This window comes from Granulicella sp. WH15 (assembly GCF_009914315.1).
Classification (GTDB): domain Bacteria; phylum Acidobacteriota; class Terriglobia; order Terriglobales; family Acidobacteriaceae; genus Edaphobacter.
Genome location: NZ_CP042596.1, coordinates 1,887,971 through 1,906,054 on the forward strand (window position 1 = coordinate 1,887,971; position 18,084 = coordinate 1,906,054).

The window sequence follows — 18,084 nt, forward strand, 5'->3', positions numbered from 1 at the left end:
ACAGCAACGACAAAGGCAGAAGCAGATTCCTCCGCTTCGCTCCTGAATGACAACCAAGAAAACAAGCAACAGCAATGACAATGACAACAGCGATGGTAACGACAGAAGTGGATGCTCTCCTATTGAAGTAGCAGCTTGGTGAGGGTAGGGGAGTAGACGACCAGCGAGACCAACAGGCCCATGAGGCAGGTGAGTGCGAGGCTGTGCAGTATGACGAAGCGGATGATGCTGCCCTCTTTGCCGTAGCAGCCGGTGGCTGTGCTGGCTACGACTACGCTTTGTGGCGCGACCATCTTACCCATGACGCCGCCGCCGGAGTTGGCGCCGGTCATCAGGTAGGGGGAGATATTGAGTTGTTGAGCGGTTAGTTTTTGCAGGCTGCCGAAGAGGACGTTGGAGGAGGTGTCGGAGCCGGTGGAGGCGGTGCCGAGCCAGCCAATCATGGTGCCGAAGAAGGGGTAGAGGACGCCGGTGCGAGCGAAGGCTAGTCCTAGTGTCGCGTCGAGGCCGCAGAAGCGGGTGAGGAAGCCCAGGCCCATGAGGGAGGCGATGGTGATCATGGTGAAGCGGGTGCTGTAGGCTGCCTTGCCGAAGACTTCGACGATGTCCTTGGGCTTTAGCTTCATCAGGAGGGCCGCGATGATGGCGGCGATGAGGATGCCGGTGCCGGTGGCCGAGAGCCAGTTGAAGTTGAAGACTGCGGCCTCGGCGGTCATGGTGGGAACGGCGGGCGGCATACGGAAGACTACCTTGTTGAGGCCGGGGACGGGGATGAGGAGGGTGGTCGCGGCAGAGATGGCGCGCTCGATGCTGGGCGAGCCCCAGATGGTGACGAAGACAGCCAGGATAACCCAGGGGAGCGCGGCGCGGCGGATGACGTGGCCAGCCTGGCGGGCGGAGTTGTCAGTGCGGTGGGCGACGGTCTCGCGGGCGGTGGTGAGGATGGTCTTCGGACGCCAGAAGCGGAGGAAGAGTACCAGCACGGCGATGGTGACGACGGAGGCGGTGATGTCGACCAGCCAGGGACCGTGGAAGGTGGCCATAAGGAGTTGCGTGAGGGCGAAGGTGACGCCGGTGAGCAGGATGGCGGGCCATATCTCGATCATGCGCTTGAAGCCCGCATAGGCCCAGATGAGCCAGAAGGGAACGATGACGCAGAAGGGAGTGAGCAGCGCGGCGATGACGCGGGTGAGGAGAAGTGTGTTGAGTCCGGTGACTCCGCCGAGCGCGATGACGGGGGTGCCGAGGGCTCCGAAGGCTACGGGGGCTGTATTGGCGAGGAGCGCGAGACCGGCGGCTTCGAGTGGGGCGAAGCCAAGGCCGATGAGGATGGTTCCGCAGACGGCTACAGGGGTGCCGAAGCCGGAGGCTCCCTCGAAGAAGGCTCCGAAGGCGAAGGCGATGAGGAGGAGCTGCAGGCGGCTGTCCTCGGTGACGCCGACGAGGCAGTCCTGCAGGAGCTGGAAGCGGCCGGCGCGGATGGTGAGCTGGTAGAGGAAGATGACGGGGAAGATGATCCAGAAAACAGGGAAGAGGCCGTAGGCGGCTCCGTAGAGCGTGGCAAGCGAGGCCAGGCCGACGGGCATGTGGAAGAGGCCGAGGGCTACAATGATGGCGACGGCAAGGGCCACCAGAGCCGAGAGGTGGGCCTTCATGCGCAGGCCTAGCAGCGCGATGAGGAGCGCGAGCAGAGGCAGTGCGGCAAACAAGGTGGATAGCCACCAGTGATGGGTCGGGTCGTAGCTCTGTTGCCACTGCAGCGGGAGCGCTGCGCAAAGTGCGAAAGGAGAGAGCGTCGTCGCAGGGATCATGAGCATAGGTAACCTGTAGGTGTGGTGGAAGCCCGCTTATTATCGGGTGTGAATGAGACTACTGTAAACCCCCCGCTTCATCAGACCATCGGACCGGCTTGCGAATATGGAAAAAACTTCAATGTGAATGGGTTTCCGAAGTATGATGATTCGTTGTCAGACAATCTGACAGTTGTGGCGGTTGGTTTGATCTTCGAACTGGAAACAATTTGCCGCATGGCGTGGCGCATATTGAGGGCTTGAGATGACAGAGGTTCGCTTCGCATTCGGAAAGCAGGGCATCGCGGTGGCCTTGCCCGATGGCCCCAGGTATGAGGTGATCGAGAGCCGTACGGCCGCGGCAGTGCCCGATGTGGCGGCTGCGCTGGAGGCTGCGCTGGATCATCCGGTGGCGGGGCCGCCGCTGCTGGAAATGGCGCGGGGCAAGAATACGGCTGCTATCTCGGTCTGCGATATTACTCGGCCTGCTCCTAATCGGTTGACGCTGCCGCCGTTGCTGCGGCGACTGCATGAGGGAGGAATTCCGGTAGATGGAATTACGATCCTGATTGCGACGGGGCTGCATCGGGGCGCTACTGAGGATGAGATTCGCAGCATCGTCGGTCCGGAGATTGCGTCGAGCTATCGCGTAGTGAACCATGATGCGAAGGCGGGGGAGGAGCATCGGTTTCTTGGTAACAGCAGGAGTGGCACGCCGGTCTATATCGACGAGCGCTTTATGGCTGCGGACCTGCACCTGACCCTGGGATTTATTGAGCCGCACCTGATGGCTGGGTTCTCCGGCGGGCGGAAGCTGGTGACGCCGGGTGTGGCTGGGCAGCAGACGATCAAGGTGATTCATTCGCCGAAGTTTATGCGGGAGCCGATGGCTACGGAGGGTTCGACTGCGGGTAATCCGCTGCATGCTGAGTTGATCGAGCTGGCGGGAATGGCTCGGCATGACTTTATGCTGGATGTGACCTTGACCCACGATCGTCAGATATCGGGCGTCTTTGCTGGTGAGCCGGTGGCGGCGCACGCGGCTGGCGTGGAGTTTTTGCGGCGGACCTCGCTGGAGAAGTTGACGGGGCTGGCAGATGTGGTGATTACCAGTGCCGCGGGGCATCCGCTGGATCTTACTTTCTATCAGACGATCAAGGGTGTTACTGCCGCGCAGCATGTCGTGAAGCCGGGTGGGAGGATACTGACGCTGGGCGAGTGCTCGGAGGGGATCGGCTCGCCGGAGTTCGCGGAGAAGCTGCGGAGTCTGGTGAGTTTTGAAGGGTATCTCGAAGAGATTCGCGAGACGCCGGTGGTGGCGGATCAGTGGCAGTTGGAGAAGCTGGCTCTGATTGGGACGAAGAATGAAGTGTTCTTCTATACTCCCGGGGTGGAGAAGACGGACCTCGGAAGCCTGGGTACAAATACGTTTGATTCTCTGAGCGATGCGGTGTCGACGGTGCTCGAAGGTCTTCCGGAGAATGCAAGGGTTGCACTAATTCCTGAAGGGCCGTATGTTTATGCACGTCTGGTGGAATAGAGAAAGTAATTCTCTGAGTAGATTGTTTACCAATTGAACTATCTGCGGCTTGGATGATGTAGTGCGAAGGTGAGGGTAGGATGGCGACAGCAACTCTAGAGGCGGCTAAGTCGAGTGGATCATCTCTCTCCGGTGCTGTGCTCGCCGAGATTGTAGAGGCTGTGGGTAAGGATGGCCTGATCGTCGAGGCTAACCAGTTGCAGACGTATGAGTGCGATGGGCTGGCTGCGTTGCGGACGCTTCCTTGTGCTGTGGTGCTGCCGCGCTCGGCTGCAGAGGTGCAGGCGGTCGTCAAGATCTGTGCGAAGCATAAGATTCCATTCGTCGCGCGGGGTGCGGGGACGGGACTCTCGGGTGGTGCGATGCCAGATGCGCATGGCATCGTGATCGGTTTTGCGCGCATGAACAGGATTCTTGATGTGGATCTCGAGAACCAGAGGATCACGGTTCAGCCGGGAGTCATCAACGCGCATGTGACGCAGAAGGTTTCGGCTGCGGGGTACTTCTATGCGCCCGACCCGTCTTCGCAGAGTGTCTGTACGATTGGCGGCAACGTGGCTGAGAACGCGGGGGGAGCGCACTGCCTGAAGTACGGCTTTACGACGACGCATGTGCTGGGGCTTGATGTGGTGCTGCCGACGGGCGAGGCAATGCACTTTGGGGCGTCGACGGTGGATGCTCCGGGGTACGACTTGGCCGGTGTCTTTGTGGGGTCGGAGGGGACGCTGGGGGTGGTGACGGCGGTGACGCTACGTATCGTGAAGAAGCCCGAGACCGTACAGGTGTTGCTGGCTGCTTATGACACGATCGCGCAGGCGGGGCAGACTGTTTCGGATATCATCGCGGCGGCGATTCTTCCGGCGGCGATGGAGATTATGGATAGGCTGTCGATTGAGGCGGCGGAGGCTTCGGTGCATCCGAACTATCCGGAGTGCGAGGCGCTGCTGTTAATCGAGTTGGACGGTCCGGCTGCCGAGGTCGATCTGCAGATGAAGCAGGTGAGGGAGCTGTGCCGCGCGAATGGAGCGTGGGAGGATCGGTTGGCGCAGAGCGCGAACGAGAGGTTCCTGGTGTGGAAGGGGCGTAAGGCTGCGTTTGCTGCGGCGGGTCGGCTGGCTCCGGATTACATCGTGCAGGATGGGGTGATTCCGCGGACGAAGCTGCCGATTATTCTTGAGCAGATTGCGGAGATATCGGCTGAGGCTGGGCTGCGTGTGACCAACGTCTTTCATGCGGGCGATGGCAATCTGCATCCCATCGTGTTGTATAACGCTTCTATTCCTGGGCAGGAAGAACTGGCTGTCGATTTATCGACGCGTATTCTGCACCTTTGTGTCGATCATGGTGGATCGATTACGGGGGAGCATGGCGTGGGTAGGGAGAAGCAGCAGGCGCTGGGGTATATGTACTCGGAGCCGGACCTGGACACGATGCAACTAGTGCGGTGTGCGTTCGATCCTGAGAATATCTCGAATCCGGATAAGCTTTTTCCGCGTCCGCGGCTGTGCGGGGAGAAGACGGGGCACTACACGCCACATCCGCTTGAGGTTGCCGGCATCGCGGAATACTTTTGACACACTAATTGTTACGTATTGCAACTTCAACTATGAGTGACCTGTAGATGACGGCTGATTCCACGAATGTGCAATCCCTGACTGACGCTTTGATGACTATCTGCGGCAGGGAGTTTGTCCGCGTTGAGGGCGAGATGACCAGTGTCTCGCCTGCCAGTACGGAGGAGGTCGCGGCGGTGCTGCGCGCGGCTAACTCATACGGCATGGCGGTGACGGCCTGGGGTAGCGGCAGCAAACAGGGTTGGGGAGGTGCACGTAAGGCGGCGTTGATCCTGCATACGGATCGTCTTACTGCGGTTCGAGAGCATACATGGCAGGATATGACTTGCATCGTTGAGGCCGGTTGTAGCTGGTCGAAGCTGCAGGAGGCGCTCTTGCAGCATGGTCAGTTTGTTGCGCTCGATCCGCTGTGGTCTGATCGGGCGACGATTGGCGGGATTGTGGCGACGAATGATTCGGGTAGCCTGCGCCATCGTTATGGCAGCTTGCGCGATCTCGTGATCGGGATGACGATTGTGCTCGCGGACGGCACGGTGGCGAAGACCGGCGGCAAGGTGGTCAAGAATGTTGCTGGCTATGATCTGCATAAGTTGATGACCGGCGCGATGGGTACGCTTGGGGTCATCACCGACGTTGCCTTTCGGCTGCACTCCATTCCTCGGCATACTTGCAGTGTTGTGGTGCGCTCGCTGGATGTGGGGCTGCTGGGAACGCTGTTGTTGCAGATTCTCGACTCTCATTTGAGCACCGAGAGGTTGCAGGTGCGTGGTGGGGGCGATGGATTTTTCCTGGATCTGGGGCTGGTGGCTATGCCTGATGTGTTGCTCGACCAGACCAATGCAGTGACGGCTATGGCCGAGAAGCTGGGGCTCGTTGCTTCTGAGGCTTCTTCTGCAGAGTGGGATGCGAGGCAGGCGCTCTTTGATCGGGCGGATGGCGTGCTTGCGAAGGCCACGATGATGCCCTCTGATATTGCGCACTTCAGCGCGGCTGTTAGGGAGTTGGGCGGCGATTGCGTGACCCAGGCAGTTGGGGTGATGACGCTGAGTGTGCCAGTCTCGGCGACCGATCAGGTGGTGCATCTGCGACAGCAGTTGGAGGCGAAGCGCGGATCGTTGACGATTCTGCGACAGCCTGATGAGGCGGTGATAGAGCCGTGGGGCACGCTGCCGGACACGATGCCTCTGATGCGTGCCATCAAGCAGCGTTTCGACCCTCAACATATTCTCAACCCCGGCCGCTACCTTGGTGGAATCTGACATGGCACATCTGACGCAACTGGAACCAGCCAAGCCTTCTAACTTCGACGCGCATCATCCGCCAGAGACCAAGCTGATCGACGACTGCGTACACTGCGGATTCTGTCTGCCTGCTTGCCCCACCTATGTGCTTTGGGGGGAGGAGATGGATTCGCCGCGCGGGCGTATCTACATGATGAAAAAGTCGTCGAAGGGGGAGGCTCCGCTCGACGAACATTTTCAGTTACATATGGATAACTGTCTGGGCTGCATGGCCTGCATGACGGCCTGCCCTTCGGGGGTTCAGTACAGCAAGCTGATTGAAGATGCGCGGGCTCAGGTGGAACGGAATATTCCGCGTGAGACCAGCGATTCGCTCTTCCGCAAGATGCTGTTCGCGACGTTTCCGTACTCGGGCAGGCTGCGTATGATGGCGCTGCCGATGATGGTGTATCAGCGGACCGGTTTGCAGAAGCTGGTTCGGAGCACGGGCATCCTGAAGGCGCTGCCGGAGCGGCTCTCAGCCATGGAGGCGCTGCTGCCTTGGGTTCCGAACAACCTCTTCCGTCGTCTGCCTGCGAAGGTGAGTGCTACGTCGTCGCAACGGCGCAGGGTGGGGATGCTGCTGGGGTGTGTGCAGCAGGTCTTCTTTCAGCATGTTAACGAGGCTACGGCCCGTGTGCTGGCGGCTGAAGGCTGTGAGGTTGTGATTCCGCAGGTGCAGGGATGCTGCGGCGCATTGATGGTCCACTCGGGTCTCGAAGAGCAGGCCTCGGAGATGGCACGGGCGATGATCGCGGCATTTGAGGCTGCCGATGTCGATACCATTGTGATCAATGCGGCCGGTTGTGGCTCGACCATGAAGGAGTATGGCCACCTGTTGCGTGATGATCCCAAGTGGGCTGCACGGGCGGCTGCCTTCAGCGCGAAGTGTAAGGATATCTCGGAGATTCTGGTCAGCCTTCCGGCGCAGTCGCCGCGTCATGCGCTGCCGATGCGGGTGGCGTATCACGATGCCTGTCACCTGCGTCATGCGCAGTCGGTCTTTGAGCAGCCGCGTCAACTGCTGGGCACGATTCCCGGTCTTGATGTGGTTGAAGTGGAAGAGGCGAATCTCTGCTGTGGCTCCGCTGGTGTCTATAACCTGCTGCATCCCGAGCCTGCAAATGAGCTTGGAGATCGCAAGGTAGAGAACCTTCTCGCGACTAAGGCTACGGCGCTTATCTCCGCTAATCCGGGCTGCCTGTTGCAGATTATGAGCGGGTTGCGAAGACGGGGTCTGGATACGATGCCCACCTTCCATATGGTCGAGCTGCTTGATGCTTCGATTCGCAATGTTCCTCCGGAAGAGCTTTTGAGATCGAGGGTGTAATGAAGGGTCTTCGCTGCTTCATCCTGGTGATGGTGTGTTGTGGTGTGGCGCTGGCGCAGACCTCGGCGGGCAAGGGGCCAGCCTTCGAGCCGGTGCCGGAGCTGCCGTATCGAGCTACTGCGAATTTCTTTCAGACGCCGCTCTCGGTGGTCGCAGGTGAGGTCTCGGCGGTGAGCCTCAACTCTAAGGGACATATCTTCGTCTTCCAGCGCGGTAAGCCGGATCTGTTGGAGTATGACGAGGCGGGTAAGTATCTTCGCAGTATCGGCGAAGGTCTATTTACTGTTCCGCATGGACTGCGCTTCGATGCTGACGATAATATCTGGGTCACTGATACCGGCAGCCATATCGTGCTCAAGCTCGATCATGACGGGCGTGTGTTGATGGTTCTGGGACGCAAGAATGTAGGAGCTGAAGGGGACTGGCTTTTTAATAAGCCCGCGGATGTTGCCTTTGGTAAAAATGGCGAGTTCTTTGTCGCAGATGGCTATGGTAACTCGCGCATTATGAAGTTCGACCGCAATGGCAAGTTCCTGAAGCAGTGGGGAAGCTTTGGTGAGCAGCCGGGGCAGTTCCAGCTCCCGCACTCGATTGTGATCGATAAGCAGTGGCGTATCTATGTCGCGGATCGCGAAGGTGGGCGCATCCAGATATTCGACTACGACGGAAAGTTTTTGAAAGAGTGGGATGGCATAGGCTATCCCTATGGATTGTTTATTACCCCCGACCAGCATATCTGGATGTCGGATGGGGGCCTTGATCGTGTCGTTGAGTTTGATCCCGAGGGCAGGATTGTTGGCGCTGTAGGCGAGCCGGGGCATGGACTGGGCCAGTTTGTATGGCCTCACTTTTTGGCTGTCGGACCAGATCGTAAGATCTATGTCGCCGATGTGCTGAACTGGCGAGTCGATGTTTTCGTGCCGACCGGCACTGCGCCAACGGGCAAGATGTCGCCCTATGTTCCCACGAAGAGGGTCTTCAACGAGCAGATTAAAAGCAGTGGCTGGAGCATCCGGCACCCTTAGTTAGCAGGTGCCGGATAGCTTCAGTTACTGCTTCATCTTAGGTTCTCTGGTACAGCGCATAGTACGGCTGATTCGATAGAGTCGTGTTGAAGGCTGGGTAGAACCATGCCGCGCTCGTGTCCTTTGTCAGCTCGAAGTAGTACTGCAAGGGATAGAGGGAGTTGGTGTAGTCGCCTGGAATCTCTGCTGTGTACATCTGCTGCTTCTTTTCCATCGAAACAGTCTTCCAGCGTTCGCCCTGGTTTACGTGGCGATAGTACAGTTTGACTGCGGAGGGTGCGTCTCCGCTGCCCGTGAGGTGGAGCGAGAGTGGGAGCGGTTGGCCGGGGTGGAAGCTGGTTGCGGCCGTGTGGCTGCATCCTGAGGAGGCGCGGTGCGGCTTCATCGTTACTGCATGAATCGCCGTTGTGGCATGAGACGCGTCGGATGGCTTGATGGAGCCGTCTCTGAGCTTGGCCTGCATCGCTGCGACATCCTTGTCGATGTCGGGAATACGATCCATCCAGTGGCCGCGCCGCATGGGGATGTTGCCGTAGCTTACGTCCGCAACGTAGACGCCTTTGGCTCGCTCCGCCATCGTGAACCAGGCTGTGCGGGCCTTTTGATACGCAGTGAGCGCGAGCTTTCCTGCTTCTTCATTGCCAGTCTGTAGATAGATCTCGAAGAGCATTGCGCTACGTAGTTTTGCGGCAAAGAATTGTCCAAGGCCGATCTGGATGAGGACGTCTTCTTCCATCCTGCGGAACTCGGGGCTAGTGCGCGACCTGGCTTGCTTTCGAGCAAGCTCCAAAGATTGACTTGCAACGTTGGTGTAGTCTTCGAGCCACTGCGCGACCTCGGCGGGGGAGTACTTGGCGCTGGCGTCTCCGCCCAAGAGGCCGTGAATATGCTCGACGATGGTGGAGAAGAGCTGCGGATCGAGCGGGCTGACTGTGCCGAAGAGCTTGGGGTCGGGGGTGTCGTTGTATGGAGATTTTTGCCCAGGAACGATGGGCATATTCTCGTACATCTCCGGCCAGAAGGAGTGGTTCGACGCTGAGGGAAGATGCGCTGTCGTGACGAGGGGAAGGACGCGGCTCGCGTTGGCGAGTGCTCGCTCGACGGAGTCGTAGGCTGGGCCGAAGTCCTTCGTCAGGTAGCGACGCCATACCTCGGGTTTGGTATCCGGGTTGTAGAGCATACGTCCCCACAGGCGATAGGTGTACTCGAACTTTTGCCAGTCGCCGAGCTTCGGATTCATGGAGGCATCTACGTAGGCGCAGCGGCCGCCGGGGTGGCCAGAGCCTTCGCGGCCCTTGAAGGTGAGTGGCTCGCAGATCTCAATGCCAGCGGCTCCGCAGAAGTTGGCTGTGCGTCCGTAGGCCGCGGCCATCTCCGGATCTCCCCATAGCAGGTGGCGTTGGGTGCCTGGCCACAGACGATAGAGGACATCGTACTTGCGGCCCTCCTGATAGAGATCGGCGTAGCCATAGCGAGTGAAGCGACGCTCGCCGTTGCTCACGTTGAAGATGCCGGACTCCATGCGTGCGGGGGTGGGGATTTCGAGCTCGCGTATGTCGGCCTGATGGTAGCCCAGGCCCATGTGCTCAGCCCATGACTTGGCGCTTACCTTCACCGGCATTCCGGTGTCGGAGGCCATGTCGATCATGATCTGATTGATGCCCTTGGCGTGCATGTCGATTTCGATCTTGCGGCCGCTGCCGGAGATGGCTTCAAAGAGTGTCTTCCAGAAGGGGTAGCTGCCTTCGGGGACGCCGCTCTCGCCGTGTACTCGCATGGTAAGTCCGGTGATCTCGGGGCAGGCCTTTAGAACCATCGCCAGAGCATCGCGGCAGTAGGCCGCATGATTTTCTGCTGTCAGACCAATAACATGGTGGTCAGCCTTGGGGCTATCGGTCCACTCATACGCATGGGTCCAGATACCCAACTGAAACTCTAGTCCTCGCGCTGCGGTCTCTGCCGCGATGAACTGAAGTATCTCAAGATTTTTCTCACGTTCTCCAGCTTCAAGAGGAGTGACACTTACTTTGTAACCGGGAACATCCACCAGGTAGGGGTAAGGGAAGTGGAAGTAGTCGCCGGTAACTCCCTTGGGGAAGTCATAGCCAAAACCGAAGACGAAAGCAAAACGGTTGAAACGACTGGTTGCCACGACATCCAGGTAGCTGCGCCAAAACTCTTTGCTGTAGTACCAGGACTTGTCTTCGATATCGCTGCAGAAGGCACGCGCAATGCAGCGGACTTTGTTTGCTGTTGTCTCGACGATTGGTGTGGTCAGGTTCAAGCCGAGAGTCTCGTCTTGGCTGAACTGTACTCGCTCGGCCAGCTCGAGTACGCCGTAGATGAATCCTCTTGCGTCGATAGCCGAGATCCAGATGGCCGGCGTGCTGCCAATCTTTCCTGGGGTCAGACGCAGGCTCTCCGGGGCATTGAGCGGAGCGGCGGAAGTTGGAAATGACTTCACGGCTGATGATTGATCGCCCGCCACCACGACCACTAAGGACGCGGAGCCTGGCACGGCAGCGATATCCGAAGCAATGGAGCAGGTGGCTCCCTTGGAACTGAGTGCCTGTTGAAACTTGGATACAGCCCACTTGACAGGGGCCGATGTTGCAGTGGTGTCGGTTGAGTCGACTAGAACGATGATGTTCTTTGACGGGGCAGCGAGTGCGCTCTTACTGACTCCCGCTGCCGCGGCGGCACCTGCCAGTTTTAGAAATTCACGGCGTTGCATTGTGGTGCGCGGGTCGGATGCCATGGGGGTGCACTCTCCTTATAGGTCAACTGGATCAAGGGTTATCTACATACATGCTCGTAGCTTTTGACGGAATACAATATTCCGGCTGCGATTTGCCTGCTTACTCTAGTTCACGACCTGCACTCTATGCAAGCATCCTGTTGTCTGAATAAAAGCTTGTAGTCGCACAGGGAATGAGAGGCTGGACTCCCCCTTGTATTGGTGTGACCATGTGACATTTTTAGCTTGCAATATCTGGAGGGGAGGGGCTATTGTGTCTTGCCGTAAGTAAACGGTGCCTATTGGGCTTGTGTGATAGCTCTTGACGATCACCGAAATAAGATCAAACGATTTGCCAGTCTTTCCTTTGAAGCAGAAAATCGGCGGGTTCAAAGTTCGAGATAAAAATGGGGCCTGCTACTCAGACAGATAAATAGAGCTTCGATAGTCATCGAAACGGCCAGAAAAAGATTTTTCGTCGCCAGGAGTTCATCTCACTGCGATCAATTCAGGAGTGATAAAGGCCATGACACAACGTACTTCTAGAATCATCGCTTCATGTGGGCTGCTACTGATGCTGCTCACAGCCACGATTCCTATGCTTCATGCCCAGGCGGTTGCCATCGCGACGGTGAACGGACGCCTTGTGGATCCGCTCGGCGCAGTCGTTCCCAATGCGAGTGTGAAACTGACCGCGACCGATACGGGATCGCTTCACCAGACAACCACTAATCAGGATGGTCTCTATACCATCGTGAATTTGCCGGTAGGACCTTACAAATTAGAGGTGAGTGCTCCCGGGTTCCAGACCTATGTGCAGAGTGGCATCGTTTTGCGAGTCAATGACAATGTTGAGCTGGATGCGACTCTGACAGTTGGTGAAGTGAACGAGCGCGTCGAGGTGCAGGCCAATATCTCGATGGTGCAGACTCAACAGAACACCATTTCTCAGGTGATTGATGGTCGCCGCATCGCGGAGATGCCGCTCAATGGACGTGACCCGACTCAGCTTATTACTATCTCGGGCGCCGCGGTTAACCACAGTGATGGAACTAACACCGGCTCGAAGAGCTTTTATAGCTCGCAGTCCATATCCATCGCTGGGGGTTTAGGTAACCAGACAAATTACCTGTTGGATGGCGGTGATAACAACGATAGTTTTACCAACGTAAACTTGCCGTTTCCGTTTCCGGATGCATTGGCTGAGTTCAGCGTCGAGACGAGTTCTCTTCCCGCGCGGAACGGACTCCACCCTGGTGGTCTGGTGAATGCCGTCACTAAATCCGGCACCAATCAGTGGCACGGAAACTTCTTTGAGTTTGTTCGAAATGGCGACGTGAACGCGCAAAATTACTTTGCGACGAAAAATGACAGCCTCAAGCGCAATCAGTTTGGCGGTACAGTAGGCGGAAAGATTATTACGGACAAGTTGTTTTTCTTCTTCGGCTTTCAGCAGTCGAATATTCGCCAGGATCCCTCGAGTCTTAATGCGACTATTCCCACGGCTGCGGCACTGCTGGGAGATTTTACCGCGCTCGACGGCGGAGCCTGCGGGGCTGCTCGTCCGAACACTGTCGATATATCTACTACATCGGCTGCCTATCCTAATGGGACTCCACTCAGCGCGTTGCCCAATCCTTATCATGTGGATCCCTCGAAGTTTGATCCTGCAGCGGTGGCGCTTGCGAAGTATCTTCCGGTCGGTTCGGCTAACTCGTGTGGACTGGTGCAGTATGGGTATCCCGTACATTCAAACGAGCAGGAGTATGTCGCTCGCGGAGATTGGACGATTAGTCCAAAGCAGAGCCTCTATGGACGCTACTTTATTGATATGTATAAGCTGGCGGCGTTTTTCAATCCGACTAATATCCTTGTGACCGGTATCTCGGGTAACTATGAAAAAGCTCAGACTTTGACCTTTGGCGATAGTTACATGATTACTCCGACGATTGTGAACTCTCTGCACTTTACCTTTAGCCGCCGGCGCGACGATCGCGGGCCTGCCGATGGAGTTGGGATCAATGCCCAGACGATCGGTGTGCAGAATATCTACCAGGGCACCCCAAACTATCTACAGTTGACCGTGCAAAATGGAGGTTTTGCGGTTGGCAGTGGTTCGGGAGCCCTTGGGACGTTCAACATTACTTCGTATCAGGAAGCTGACGACGTCGATATTCTGAAGGGAAAGCACTCGATTGCACTCGGCGTCGATATTATTCGTACTCAGGATAATCAGAATAATCACTATGAAGATAATGGTTCTTTTATCTTCAACGGTTCGATTAGCGGGCAGCCTGTCCATACGGGAGATAAGACGACGGCCGGTGATTCGCTGCTCGATTTTCTTGAAGGCAATATGAACCACTATGAGCAGACGATGCCGCAGCAGAATGCCATTCGTCAGACTGTGATAGGGGCTTATGTTCAGGATACCTGGCATGTTACCCCCAAACTGGTGATCAATGCTGGTCTTCGGTGGGAGCCGATGAAGTATCCCTATGACTACTTCCATCGTGGCAGCACCTTCTCGCGGGCTGACTTTGATGCTGGAAAGAAGAGCAGCGTATTTGTCAATGCGCCTGCGGGGTCTTCCTTCTATGGCGACCCTGGAGTAACTCCATCATTTAGTGATGACCGTTGGACTAACTTCTCTCCTCGTCTGGGACTGGTCTATAACCCGGATGGCCAGGGTAAGAGCACCTTCCGTATCGGTGCAGCGATGATGTATGACTCACCCGGCACCTTCATGAACTATCGTGTCATTGCCAATAACCTGCCTTATGGTGCGACGATCATTGAGCAGGGCTCTAAGAATGGCTACAAATTGAGTAACCCGTGGGGAGGCGCTGCCGCTAATCCCTTTCCGCTGCCGTCGCAGCCTTCCAAGACGACTAGCTTTCCTGCCGCTGCGTCGCAGGTACTTACTCCAAGAAACATTCATTCTCCCATCGTCTACCAGTGGAATCTCAGCTTTCAGCATCAGTTTGGACGCGACTGGATCTTCTCTCTGACCTACCTTGGAAATGAGATGAACCACTCCTGGATTGGGAATGAGATTAATCCTGGAGTTTATATTCCGGGGAATTCCACTGGTTTAGTGGGATCCTGCGGGGCGCTTGTCGTAGGGTTGCCTGCTGCCGGGAGTGCTTGTGAGTCTGCTTCTACCCAGAACCGGCGCGTTCTTAGCCTGGCGAATCCGACGAATGGAGCCGGTTACTCAACACAGGTGATCGCGAATGATGGGGCCAACTCCAACTATAACGGTATGCTTACTTCGCTGGAGCATCGCTTTGAACATAACTACACGGTGCTCGCAAACTATACCTGGTCGAAGTGCCTTCAGATTGGGCCGCTTACTACGCTGGGCGTGGAAGGTGTAGTCTCAAATCCTTACAATATCAAGGGCGATTATGGTTATTGCACGATTGACGCTCCTAACATCTTCAACCTTTCCGTTGTTGCGAACAGCACCTGGCATGGCGGTGGAATTACTTCCTTTCTGCTGAAGGACTGGCAGGTGGCTCCTCTGATCCGTATTACGAGTGGTCTTCCGGTCAACCTTACCTCGGGCGTGGATAACTCGGGTAGCGGGATTCTGCTGGATCGTCCTGACGTGGTTCCTGGACAGCCGGTCTATACGAGGAATCCGACCCATACGAAAGCGGCTGGCTTGCAGTACCTGAACCGGGCGGCCTTTACAAACAATGCTCCGGGAACCTTCGGTACGGTGCGGCACAATAGCATTCGCCCTCCGAAGTATGTCGATGTTGACCTGGCTGTGGTTCGCTCGTTCCATGTACGAGAGCGTTATGGGCTTCAGCTCCGTGTGGAAGGGTTCAACATCTTCAACCATCCTAACTTCTTCAACCCGGCGTCCGGCTCTTTCAACGGCAGCTTGGCGGCCAGTACTTTTGGCTCGATCAAGACAGCTAACGATCCACGTATTTTGCAGGGAGCTATCAAGATAAGCTTCTAAAACAACGACAAGAACGCCGCCATCGCTGAAGAGCGATGGCGGCGTTTCTTGTCGTATGAACTTATTAGAGATTTGGATCAGGCTTGCCGTACGACGAAGTATGGTTGGTTTGTTAGCTTATCGTTAAAGCCCGGATAAAGTGAAGATCCCTGCCCATCCTGCTGGATGTCAAAGTAGTATTCCAGTGGGTAGGCTGTCCTGGTGTAGTCGGCGGGAATGGTGGCGCGGAAACTATCGCCGCTTGGCTCCATCGTAGCCGTCTGATAGCGTTCGGCCTGATTGACGTGCCGGTAGTAAAGATGGATAGCTGAGTACTTTGTCGCAGACATAAGTGTGAGTGCAAGCGGTTCGCCGGCGCGGAACTTCTGAGGGGCGGTATGGTTGATGGCTGGAAGAATATTGTGCGGATGACCTAGTGCCTCCTGGATAGCAGCCTTTACTTCGGGCTTTGGCTGTCCTGCGGGGGCTGCCTCCAGCTTCTTTGAAACCTCGGCGATGTCTTTGTCGATTGCAGGCAGGCGGTCGGCCCAGTGACCGCGCTGTTGTGGCTCTTCGCCGATGGTGATATCGCTCATATAAATATTTTTTGAGGCATCTACTACCTGTACCCACGCGGTGCGTGCCTTGTGGTACATCATCAGCGATGCTTCGAGCGCGCTCCTGTCCTGGGTCTTCTCGTAGATCGCATAAAGGACGCCGCTGCGGAACTTGGCCGCGAAGAACTTTCCTAGTCCGATCTGGATTGCAACGTCGATGGTCAATCTTCGATACTCGGGGCTGTCTTTCTTGCTGGCGGTGGCATCGGCCTGCTTCAGATAACGCTGGGCTTCTTCAGCGTAACCTTCAATCCACTGGGAGACCTGGATTGGTGAGTACTTGCCGCTCTTTTGGCCGCCCAATAACTCATTGGCAAACTCATCCATCAGAGAGAATAGTTGTGGGTCGAATGGGCTGGCGTGTGAGAAGACCTTGGGGGGCATACTGTCGCCGTAAGGGCCTGGATGATCGCCATCAATAAGGGACTGGTTCCAGTAGAGCTCTGGCCAGTAGGTGTTATTGCCCGCCGATGGTGCATGGGCAGTTGTGATGATGGGCAAGATGCGGCTCGAGTTAGCCAGTGCCGCTTCAATGACGGAGGCTCCGCTGCCGAACTGGCGATGTAAGAGACGCTGCCAAGTGTCGGGCTCGGCGTTCGGGTTATAGAGCAGACGTCCCCAGACGCGGAAACTGTACTCGTACTTTTGCCAATCCCAGCGCGGCTTCAGGGTTGCATCCTGATAGGCGCAGCGGCCGCCTGCGATGCCTGATCCGCGGCGTCCTTTGAAGGAGAGTGGCTCCATGATCTCGACTCCATTGCTGCCGCAGAAGCTGAAGCAACGGGAGTAACCTGCTGCTGTGACAGGATCGCCCCAGAGTAGGACGCGCTGGGTGCCCGGCCATATTCTGTGAACGACAGTCCACGGCCGGTCTTCGCGGAGCAGGTCGCCGTAGCCGTAGCGCAGAAAGCTGCGGGTGCCGGCGCTGAGCTTCATCAGGCCGGTCTTGTTTTCGTCGCCGGGCTTGGGCCGTTCCACCTCGCGGATTTCGGCCTGATGGTAGGACATCCCCATGTGCTCGCCCCAGAACTTGGGGGACATGTTGACCGGCTGTTTGGTATCGAGCGCGATTTTGGTCATGGATTCGTCCATGCCCTTGGTGTGCATGTCGAGCTTTACCGTGCGCCCGCAGGTGGCGACACCGTCGAAGACGGTCTTCCAGAACTCGTAGCTGCCCTCGTTGACGCCGCTTTCGCCGTGGATGCGGAAGGTGACGCCGCTGATAGCGGGGCACTCCTTGAGGAGCATACGCACAGCGTCGCGGCAGTAGGGGCCGTGGTTCTGCTTGTTGATGCCGACGGTGGTGTAGTTGGCTTCGGGGCTGTCGATCCACTCGTAGCCGTGCATCCAGAGGCCGACGTGGAACTCCATGCCGCGGGCGACAGTCTGCTCGCTGATGTACTTGAGCATGGCCAGGTTGCGGTCTCGCTCGGCGTCGGGGAGTTGCGGGACGTGTACGTCGTAGCCGGGAACCGAGAGCAGGAATGGGTAGGTGAAGAGAAAGTAGGCGTCGGTTACTTTTTTGATGAAGTCGTAGCCGATGCCGAAGGCAAGATTGAAGCGGTTGAAACGCTGCGTGGCCAGCATGGTGAGGTACTGGGGCCACATATCCCGATCGTTGAACCAGGGGAGGTCTTCGACGTTGCTGGTGAAGAGGCGGGTGATGCTGCGGACCTCGTTGGCGGGCTGCTCGGCGAGGGAGGTGACTCGGGTGAGCGCGACGATGGGATCGTTTGCGTTATTGACGCGGTCGGCGAGATCGAGCAGGGCGTAGACCAGGGCGCGGGCATCGAAGCCGCAGGCCAGAAGTACAGCTCTGCCGCTGGCCGTGCCGGTGGCTACTGCTAAAGCCTCGGGGGTAGAGGGCGGCATCAGCTTCGTCGATGTCAGAACCTCGGTCGCGATGGGGGAGTGAGCGCTAGTGGCTGTGATACAGAGATCAGCGGCGTTGGCTTGGTTGATCCGGTCGCAGCGTAGTACCTTGATGCCGTGGCTGATTAAGGCATGGCTCAGCTCTTCTGCCGCCCACTTTACTTCAGGGGAGCTGGCGATCGGATCGGCCGGGTCGATGACCAGGGAGACTCCTCGAGTGGTTGCCGCGGCAACGGTGCCGGTCTGCGCGCCAGCGAGGGCGCTCAACGATGCGGCCGTCTGCAGGAAGCGCCGACGAGTCCAATCCTTTTGGGTAGGGGGCATGTGTGTCCTTGTCTGCTGTTGGTCTGAGGAGCAGTGAATG

Annotated in this window: 9 protein-coding genes; 6 read left to right on the top strand and 3 right to left on the bottom strand. The window is 57.3% G+C overall.

Going from position 1 to position 18,084, the window contains the following annotated elements; translation table 11 throughout:
• Nucleotides 1–119: 119 nt before the first annotated feature.
• Nucleotides 120–1,817 carry an L-lactate permease gene (locus FTO74_RS07830; protein ID WP_220399105.1) on the bottom strand — a complete coding sequence of 566 codons (1,698 nt, stop codon included), beginning with the start codon at nucleotides 1,815–1,817 and terminating at the stop codon, nucleotides 120–122.
• A 238-nt stretch (nucleotides 1,818–2,055) separates the two neighbouring features.
• On the opposite strand from FTO74_RS07830, the gene larA reads away from it, so the two are divergent.
• From larA to FTO74_RS07855, 5 genes are all read left to right on the top strand, one after another.
• A complete protein-coding gene (larA, locus tag FTO74_RS07835) occupies nucleotides 2,056–3,330 on the top strand; it encodes a nickel-dependent lactate racemase (RefSeq protein ID WP_162537643.1) in 1,275 nt (424 codons plus the stop codon).
• Nucleotides 3,331–3,410: 80 nt separating this feature from the next.
• Nucleotides 3,411–4,904, top strand: a complete 1,494-nt coding sequence (locus FTO74_RS07840) for an FAD-linked oxidase C-terminal domain-containing protein (RefSeq protein WP_162537644.1) — start codon at nucleotides 3,411–3,413, stop codon at nucleotides 4,902–4,904.
• A gap of 47 nt (nucleotides 4,905–4,951) precedes the next feature.
• The gene (locus FTO74_RS07845) at nucleotides 4,952–6,163 is read left to right on the top strand and encodes an FAD-binding oxidoreductase (protein ID WP_162539764.1); all 1,212 of its coding nucleotides are present in this window, start codon (nucleotides 4,952–4,954) and stop codon (nucleotides 6,161–6,163) included.
• A gap of 1 nt (nucleotide 6,164) precedes the next feature.
• A complete protein-coding gene (locus FTO74_RS07850; protein WP_162537645.1) occupies nucleotides 6,165–7,514 on the top strand; it encodes a heterodisulfide reductase-related iron-sulfur binding cluster in 1,350 nt (449 codons plus the stop codon).
• On the top strand, nucleotides 7,514–8,539 hold the full coding sequence (locus FTO74_RS07855) for a peptidyl-alpha-hydroxyglycine alpha-amidating lyase family protein (protein WP_162537646.1): 1,026 nt from the start codon (nucleotides 7,514–7,516) through the stop codon (nucleotides 8,537–8,539). The genes FTO74_RS07850 and FTO74_RS07855 overlap by 1 nt, the downstream gene beginning before the upstream one ends.
• Nucleotides 8,540–8,576: 37 nt before the next feature.
• Here FTO74_RS07855 and FTO74_RS07860 read toward each other — a convergent pair whose 3' ends face one another.
• Nucleotides 8,577–11,297, bottom strand: coding sequence for a hypothetical protein (locus FTO74_RS07860; protein WP_162537647.1), 2,721 nt, complete (start codon nucleotides 11,295–11,297; stop codon nucleotides 8,577–8,579).
• A 505-nt stretch (nucleotides 11,298–11,802) separates the two neighbouring features.
• Here FTO74_RS07860 and FTO74_RS07865 point away from each other — a divergent pair.
• A complete protein-coding gene (locus tag FTO74_RS07865; RefSeq protein WP_162537648.1) occupies nucleotides 11,803–15,252 on the top strand; it encodes a TonB-dependent receptor in 3,450 nt (1,149 codons plus the stop codon).
• A gap of 77 nt (nucleotides 15,253–15,329) precedes the next feature.
• On the opposite strand, the gene FTO74_RS07870 is transcribed toward FTO74_RS07865, so the two are convergent.
• A complete protein-coding gene (locus tag FTO74_RS07870; RefSeq protein WP_162537649.1) occupies nucleotides 15,330–18,044 on the bottom strand; it encodes a hypothetical protein in 2,715 nt (904 codons plus the stop codon).
• Nucleotides 18,045–18,084 lie beyond the last annotated feature (40 nt).